Source organism: Bradyrhizobium sp. (assembly GCF_049691595.1).
In the GTDB taxonomy this organism is placed as follows: domain Bacteria; phylum Pseudomonadota; class Alphaproteobacteria; order Rhizobiales; family Xanthobacteraceae; genus Bradyrhizobium.
The window spans coordinates 1-6,929 of the sequence record NZ_JBAVNZ010000300.1 but is presented as its reverse complement, the minus strand read 5'-3'; the positions used below and the strand labels follow the sequence as shown (position 1 = coordinate 6,929).

At 62.2% G+C, this 6,929-nt stretch carries 6 protein-coding genes; 4 read left to right on the top strand and 2 right to left on the bottom strand.

The features are described 5' to 3' along the window. The first annotated feature begins 583 nt into the window (after positions 1-583). Genes WCE35_RS13425 through WCE35_RS13410 form a run of 4 tightly spaced genes read left to right on the top strand, consistent with a single transcriptional unit; the run spans position 584 to position 4,666 of the window. Positions 584-1,516 (top strand): metal ABC transporter ATP-binding protein, encoded by a 933-nt coding sequence (locus WCE35_RS13425; RefSeq protein ID WP_424593836.1) that lies wholly within the window; start codon positions 584-586, stop codon positions 1,514-1,516. A 50-nt stretch (positions 1,517-1,566) separates the two neighbouring features. Next, positions 1,567-2,370 (top strand): metal ABC transporter permease, encoded by an 804-nt coding sequence (locus WCE35_RS13420; RefSeq protein WP_424593837.1) that lies wholly within the window; start codon positions 1,567-1,569, stop codon positions 2,368-2,370. Between the two features lie 8 nt (positions 2,371-2,378). Continuing rightward, positions 2,379-3,317, top strand: a complete 939-nt coding sequence (locus WCE35_RS13415; RefSeq protein WP_424593835.1) for a metal ABC transporter solute-binding protein, Zn/Mn family — start codon at positions 2,379-2,381, stop codon at positions 3,315-3,317. Positions 3,318-3,322: 5 nt separating this feature from the next. Beyond that, positions 3,323-4,666: a DUF7453 family protein gene (locus WCE35_RS13410; RefSeq protein ID WP_424593834.1), complete on the top strand. Its 1,344-nt coding sequence runs from the start codon at positions 3,323-3,325 to the stop codon at positions 4,664-4,666. A gap of 2 nt (positions 4,667-4,668) precedes the next feature. On the opposite strand, the gene WCE35_RS13405 is transcribed toward WCE35_RS13410, so the two are convergent. Continuing rightward, positions 4,669-5,682, bottom strand: a complete 1,014-nt coding sequence (locus WCE35_RS13405) for a sugar ABC transporter substrate-binding protein (protein WP_424593833.1) — start codon at positions 5,680-5,682, stop codon at positions 4,669-4,671. Between the two features lie 34 nt (positions 5,683-5,716). Beyond that, positions 5,717-6,739 carry a cyclase family protein gene (locus tag WCE35_RS13400; protein ID WP_424593832.1) on the bottom strand — a complete coding sequence of 341 codons (1,023 nt, stop codon included), beginning with the start codon at positions 6,737-6,739 and terminating at the stop codon, positions 5,717-5,719. Between the last annotated feature and the right edge of the window lie 190 nt (positions 6,740-6,929).

The following is a 6,929-nucleotide window of genomic DNA, read 5'->3' as shown; positions in this document are numbered from 1 at the left end:
AACGCGCCAACGTAGTGAATGAGGAAGCCTGTCAATCCCTCCTTTTGAAAATGCGTGGCGAAGGTTTGGTGAAATTCGATATTCACAACGGGCGATGGCTCATCGGATGAACCGTGAAATTGCTGCGCCAGCAGTACAGGACGGCGAGCCGGATCGTTCACACCGGCTCACTGACCGCAGATGCCAAGAATAAGATTACGGTGGGTGCGCCGGGAGACCGGCAGGGAGCAGGTGGCCGCTCGGCAACGATCGCTTTCTCGCCCGCCTCGAACGCCGGACCGGGCGCGCGCTCAAAGTGGGCGAGCGTGGGCAGAAGCCGGCCGAACCGGAAAGCCGTTAACGCGCGCTATCGCGGAACCTGGAATTAGATTAGCTGCACGGTAATTCCATCTCCAAGAATCCGCCGCCAAGTATTGCGCATGTGCTGATCCGGCCGGATTTGCGAGCAGGCAGCGCTTTCACCAGCTCGTCGAAGCGACAACTGTGGCAGGACAACTGTGGCAGACAACTGTGGCAGGATTGACCCTCTCAACCGCGCTCCCTAGACTGCCGCGGTTGTGGCATTCCTTTGCGCGGAGGTGTAATGGCCGATTCTTTGGATCGGGAGCGGCGGCGTCGGTCTTTATCCGACATGGTCAGCGCGGCACGCGCCGCGGCCGCACCCCTGCGACGCTCGCTCGCCGTTTCGCTCCTGGCCCTTGGCGGTGGCGCGCAAGCTATGTTCTCCCGTCATCTTGATGGCGGTTACGATCCCGGCCCGTCCAACAGACTCGTCGGTGGCGGAAACGAAGGAATTACGGTTCGCAATCTTTCGGTGTGCTATGGTGAAAGATACGCGTTGGAGAACTTGACCGGTGAATTCGCACCCGCGAGCCTCACGGCCGTCATCGGCCCAAATGGAGCCGGCAAGAGCTCACTCCTGAAGGCGCTCGCCGGGGTCATTCGTCCTACGTCCGGCGAGGTCGTTTGCCCTGCTTTTGCGCGTCATCGGCTGGCGTATCTGCCGCAGCAGGACGAACTCGATCGCGACTTTCCGATTACGGTCGCCGAACTCGTCGCACTTGGCGATTGGCGAAAGTTCGGTTCGGTCCGGGAGGTTCCGCCCGGGCTCGCCGCGAGTGTCCATGAGGCAGTCGCGGCGGTCGGTCTGTCGACCGTCATCGATCGGCCTATCGCCGAACTTTCCGTCGGTCAATTCCAGCGGGCTCTGTTCGCGCGGCTGCTGCTGCAGGACGCCGACGTCATTTTGCTCGATGAGCCTTTCGCCTCGCTGGATGAGCGCACGACCGAGGAGCTGCTGCAGTTCCTGCAACGCTGGCGGGAAGAGGGGCGAACCGTCGTCGCGGTGCTGCATGATCTCGACCGGGTACGTCAACATTTTCCCTCGACGCTTCTGCTGGCGCGCGTGCCCATCGCCTGGGGTGCCACCCCGGTTTCGCTTACGGCTGACAATCTGGCGCGCGCCCAAGAAGCGGTCGGTCCGCCGGAGAGCGATCGTATTGGACGAGCTGCGTGAGCGGACAGTTGATTGACCTTCTGATCGGTCCATTCGCGACCTTCGGCTTTATGCGTGTCGCGCTGGTCGCGTGCTTCGCTCTCGCTCTGGCGAACGGGCCGATCGGCACACTTCTGCTGATGCGCCGCGAGAGTCTGGACGGAAATGTGTTGTCGCACGCCGTGATGCCGGGCGCTGCGCTGGGTTTTCTTTACGCCGGCTATTCCCTGGCTGCCCTCACTCTGGGCGGTCTGCTGGCCGGCCTTGCGGTGGCGGGCCTGGCCGCCCTCATGGCACGGTCAAGGCCGCAGCTTCAGGATGCAAGCTTGATTGCATTTTACCTGGTATCCCTGTCGTTCGGGGTCATGATTGTCGCCGCCCGGGGCAGCCAGGCGGATTTGATGCACGTTCTTTTCGGTACCGTGCTCGCGGTAGATCTGAAGGCACTGGTGCTCATCGCCTGCATCAGCAGCGTAACCATGCTGGTCGTTGCCGCGCTCTATCGCCCGCTGGCCATCGAATCCTTTGACCCGGCGTTCCTGCGCGCCGTGGGAGGTGGCGGCGGAGCATTCCGCGCCGTTTTCGTCACGCTTGTGGTGCTCAATCTGGTCGCCAGTTTCCAGGCGTTCGGCACCTTGCTTGCCATTGGGCCGATGCTGCTACCCGCGGCCGCGGCGCGCTGCTGGACCCGGAAGGTGTGGCCGATGATCGCCCTTGCGACGTTCATCGGCATGGCCGCGGCCCTTGCAGGGCTCCTGATTTCCTATTACGCAAAACTGCCCTCCGGCCCGGCGATCGTGATGGGCGCAGGGGTAATCTACGGCGTGTCGCTGCTGGCCGCGGGCCGGACGCGACTTGAACCCAAGGGGCTCTAGCGACAGCGATGAAACGCAACAATTCAATTCGCGCGCAGTTCCGGCTTGTTCTTGCCGGCCTTGCGATATTGCTGAGCGTCGGCGTGGCCGAGGCTGCCGAACGGATCAAGGTTGTGGCGACGTTCAGCGTCATCGGTGACATGGTGACGAATGTGGCTGGTGATCGCGTTGATCTCGTCACCCTGGTCGGGCCGGGCGGCGATACCGAACTGTTCAAGCCATCCATGGCTGACGGCAAGAGCGTGGCCGAAGCCAGGATCGTCTTCATGAACGATCTCAACGACGAGTTCGAACCCTGGCTCGAACCTCTGCTCAAGCAGGTCAAGTTTAGCGGCACTAAAATCGTCGTGAGCAGAGGTGCGAAAACCTTCACTTCCAATGAGGAGCGCGCGCCGCGGAGCAAATCCGCCGAAGAAGAGATCGACCAGCACGCCTGGCTCGACCCGAAGAACGGTGTCATTTACGTCAGGAACATCGCCGCGGCCCTGGCCAGAAGCGATCCGGCCAATGCCGCGGAGTATCGCGCGCGAGCGGACGCCTACATCAGGGAATTGCAAGCCACCGACGCCTGGGCCAAAGCCGAGATCGCTGCCCTGCCGCCGGCCAAGCGGCGCATTCTCGCCTCCCACGATTCGCTGCAATACCTGGCGAGGGCGTATGGAATCACGCTGCTATCGATCAATGGCTGGACAAATAACAGTGAGCCGTCCGCGGCTGAGCTGGCGCGGCTCGCCCAACAAATCCGACGGGAAAATATCCATGCCCTGTTTCTCGACAGCATCACCGATCCCCGCGCCATGCAGCAGATCGCCAGGGAAACCGGTGCATCGATCGGCGGCACGCTTTATGGCGACGCTCTCTCGAAGCCGGGTGAAGAGGCCGATACTTATCTCAAGATGCTTCGTCATGACGTGGCCACGCTCAAGGCGGGCATGATGAAGAATTGATCGAGATGGGTGCTCTCCAACGGCCGCCGTTCGGCGGACCACTGCTCGTGAGTGCGCGCTCCCGCCTTGTGGTAGCAGCTGTAGCGATCCTGCTGCTCTGGATCGCCGTCTTATGGGCCAGTTTGTCGGAACCGGCTCGCAAGGCTGCGGCGACGCCGGCTTCTCCAGTCGCGCATGCTCTGCATCTCGTCGTTGCTTCCGGACAGGCCGCCCCCGGCGGCGGCAGGTTCAACCGGTTCGACGTGGGCTCCCAGCCGATCGTTGCGCCGGTCAACAACCGTGGCCAGGTTGCCTTTTATGCGAGCGTCGCGCGAGCGAAGGTGGCGGAAGGCATCTTCCTTGCGACGGCTTCCGGGATTGCCAAGGCAGCGGCGGTCGGCGATGCGGTGCCGGGAGGCGGCGTGCTGTCCGAATTTGCGCGACATCCGCTTCCGGCGCTGAACGATGCGGGCAAAGTCGCCTTTGGTGCGACCATTGCCGGAGCTCGCGCCACCGAGGGGATCTTTCTTGCAGCCGATGGCCGCCTCAAGGCAATCGCGCTGAGCGGGAGCGACGCGCCCGGTGTGCCAAACGGCACCTTCCTGGAATTCGATGCGCCGGCACTCAACAACCGGGATCAGATTGTCTTTATCGGAACGGTCAGGCGCGGCCGGGAGACGCTGCAGGTGCTCTATCTTTATAGTGACGGCGTGTTGCGCAAGCTCGTGGCGGGTGGCGATCCGACCCCGCGCGGCGGGACCTTTGACCGCTTCGGTCTTCCCGCAATCAACAACAAGGGCGCCGTGGCCTTCCCCGCGGTCATCGAGCGGGGGGCGTTACTGGGCGGAATTTTTGTCGTGGGCACCAGCGAATTGCGCCTTGTTGTCGGAGCGGGTGAGATCGGCCCCGGAGGCGCGATGCTGGTGCGCTTTTCGGAGCGGGCCGCGATCGATGATGACGACAATGTTGCCTTCGTCGCGCATCTGGGGTCAAACGCCGCATCCGAAGCCCTGGTGGTTGCCAATGCGGCCGGCTTGACCCAATTGGCGGTCACAGGTGAGACGGCGCCGGGCGGCGGCCGCTTTTCCGCTTTCGGGCCTTGGCCTAATTTCGGTCCCAGCGCTGCAATCGCCTTCGTGGCCGCCGTCGATGACGGCCCCGGTCCGCTGGGCATTTATTTCGGAAATCCCGGAGCTATCCGTCGTGTCGCCATGGTCGGAGACCGCCTGCCCGATGGCGGTATCCTGCCCGCTTTCGCCCTCAACTCCGTCACGTCCGCCGGCGCCAATGGTGGCTTGACGTTCGCCACCATGGCCAATCCGGAAGACGGGCAGAACGGCATCTATTATTACGGGCCGCCGGGGAGTTGACGCTAGTTCATGTCATACGGCGGATATTCGACAAACACGTTCTTCGCGGAAATCAGCACGTGTTTGGTCGAGGTTCGCGCCGGCACCTGCTCGCCTCGTAACATTCGCAACGCGATTGGCAGGATCTCATAGCCATAGCGGTCGAAATAATAAGCGACCGAGCCCAGAACGATGCTGCCGCGGTTGGCGGGATCGATCTCCTTTTTCTCGCTGGCGCCGCCATGGACGCTGCGGTCGGCGCCCTGGCTTACAATGACGCAATCGCTGATGCGCCCGGCCGCCTCAACCGCCGATTTGGCCGCCAGCGCGGTGGCGTCATCGAGCGTCGCCACCAGCACTTTACGGTTGGTTTGGGCCGCGAGAAATTTGGCGAGGACGCCTCCGGCCCGCACTGGATGGCCGGCGCTATCCAATCGCGCCGGCGAAAGCTCGGGCAGCTCCTGCTTCACCCCCTCCGTCACGCCTTGAATGCGCTCGGTGAGGGCAGGGGATGGATCGGAGACATCGCCGAGGATCGCTGCCACGACTGTTTGGTCGGACCAGTTCTCCCTGGCGAATTTTCCCAGGGCCTGGCCCGCGATCCGGCCAGCCTCGCGATGATCGGCCGAGTAAAGCGGCGCACCCGGAACGGGGTAATTCACCGCCAGCACGGGCACGCCCGCCGCGCCTAGTTCGCGGCCGATTTTGGCGTTCGCTCCCGCATCCGAATTATACTCGATCAACAAGTCGACCTTGCGGGAGACGGCGTCCCTGGCATTGCCGAGCGCCTTGTCGGCGTCGCCGCCATTGTCGTAATAAATCATGTCCAGCGGCAAGGCGCGTGAGGCGAGCTCGAAACTGCGGCGGATTTCCGCGCCGGTGAACCCCAGGCCATCGATCCGCGCGCCCGGCTCCTCGTTCAGATTGGCAAAAGCCACCAGGAAGCGCCGAGGCTCCGCGCTGGTGGCGCGCCCCGATGATATCATCGCAAGGGTGGCCAACAGCAAATGACGGCGCTTCAGGTGAAGCGCCGTCATTTGACCCAATTCAGGCAAGCCTGATCCAGGCACGCTACCTGATGGCTTCGATATTGACAAAGGTGCCGGTCGTACCCACCGCCTTCGGAACGGTCATGGAGAGGAAGAATGTCGCCCGCTTGCTGGACGAAGCCTCAGCGGCGATCAGGTCGGTACGAACGTTTTCGATGATGTGGATACCGTTATCCGTCAGCAGTGTCGCATGGACCGGGAAGGCTTCCGCGGTATCCTCGCTGGGGATCACTTCAACCGCCCAGGTGTCAGTCCCGACGGCCACTACCTTTTGACCGGCGAGCCACGCCGCCGCGGCTTTGCCAATGCCGGGCTCTGCTGTGTTGTAGGCGGCGTTCTGCGCGGGGAACTGCTTGAACAGATCGCCCCAGCCGGTGTGCAGGAACACCGCATCTCCTTCGCGCAGGGTGACGTTGTACATCTTCAGGCCGGCCTGAATGTCGGCGTCGGTGATCACCGTGCCACCGTCGAGACACGGCGTCCGGCAAGCCGGATTGGTCTTCAGCTTGCCAGCTTCCTGGAACACCTTGACCATGTCAAGGACCACGCCGCGGGTGGCAAAAGTCTTGAGGTTTTCCAGCCCGAGCTTTTTGATGGAGTTCTGGGTGACGAACTTACCCATCGGCGTCTGATTGTAGTAGCAATCCATGATGCCGATGTGGCCCAGTCCGTCGATATGCGTGCCAACGTGGCTTTGGCTGAGGTAGGTATCTTCCATATAGGTCAGTTTGTTCTTGCCGTACTCGGCGCCGGGAACAAGCGCGGCGCTCGTCAAAATCGTCTTGGTGAACCGGGTGCCGAACAGAGGCACGCCGTCAACCAGATTGTAGGCCATCGAAATGACAGCGCCGGTCTGGATTTCCGCCGCGGCAGCCTTGGTCACGGCGGGCGTGACGCGGTTGGTCGCTCCGATCTGATCGTCGGGACCGAAGGGAGACGCTTTCACCAGGGTCTTGCAATCGGCTTGCGCGTGAGCGACACCCAAATTACCCAAGAGTGCCAGGATCGATAGAGCAATGCTAGCAACGATGGCCGTGTGTTTCATGCTCGCCTCCCTTTATGAATCTGCAGTTTCAGATGGACTGCATTTGCAAGTGCAATGATGACAGGCCTTGCGAACAGTTTCAATCCGCGTGTTAAGAATGGTCGGCCGATGTGGCGCTATTTTGCGCGGCCGGTCGACAAAACGATCCAGGAATTGCTAGGATTCTCGGCCATGCTCGAAGCGCTGCAAC

Excerpts from the sequence above, each read along its gene's own strand:
- WCE35_RS13405 (WP_424593833.1), bottom strand. The coding sequence starts at position 5,682 with ATGACGGCGCTTCACCTGAAGCGCCGTCATTTGCTGTTGGCCACCCTT.
- WCE35_RS13420 (WP_424593837.1), top strand. The coding sequence starts at position 1,567 with ATGCGTGTCGCGCTGGTCGCGTGCTTCGCTCTCGCTCTGGCGAACGGG.
- WCE35_RS13425 (WP_424593836.1), top strand. The coding sequence starts at position 584 with ATGGCCGATTCTTTGGATCGGGAGCGGCGGCGTCGGTCTTTATCCGAC.
- WCE35_RS13400 (WP_424593832.1), bottom strand. The coding sequence starts at position 6,739 with ATGAAACACACGGCCATCGTTGCTAGCATTGCTCTATCGATCCTGGCA.
- WCE35_RS13410 (WP_424593834.1), top strand. The coding sequence starts at position 3,323 with ATGGGTGCTCTCCAACGGCCGCCGTTCGGCGGACCACTGCTCGTGAGT.
- WCE35_RS13415 (WP_424593835.1), top strand. The coding sequence starts at position 2,379 with ATGAAACGCAACAATTCAATTCGCGCGCAGTTCCGGCTTGTTCTTGCC.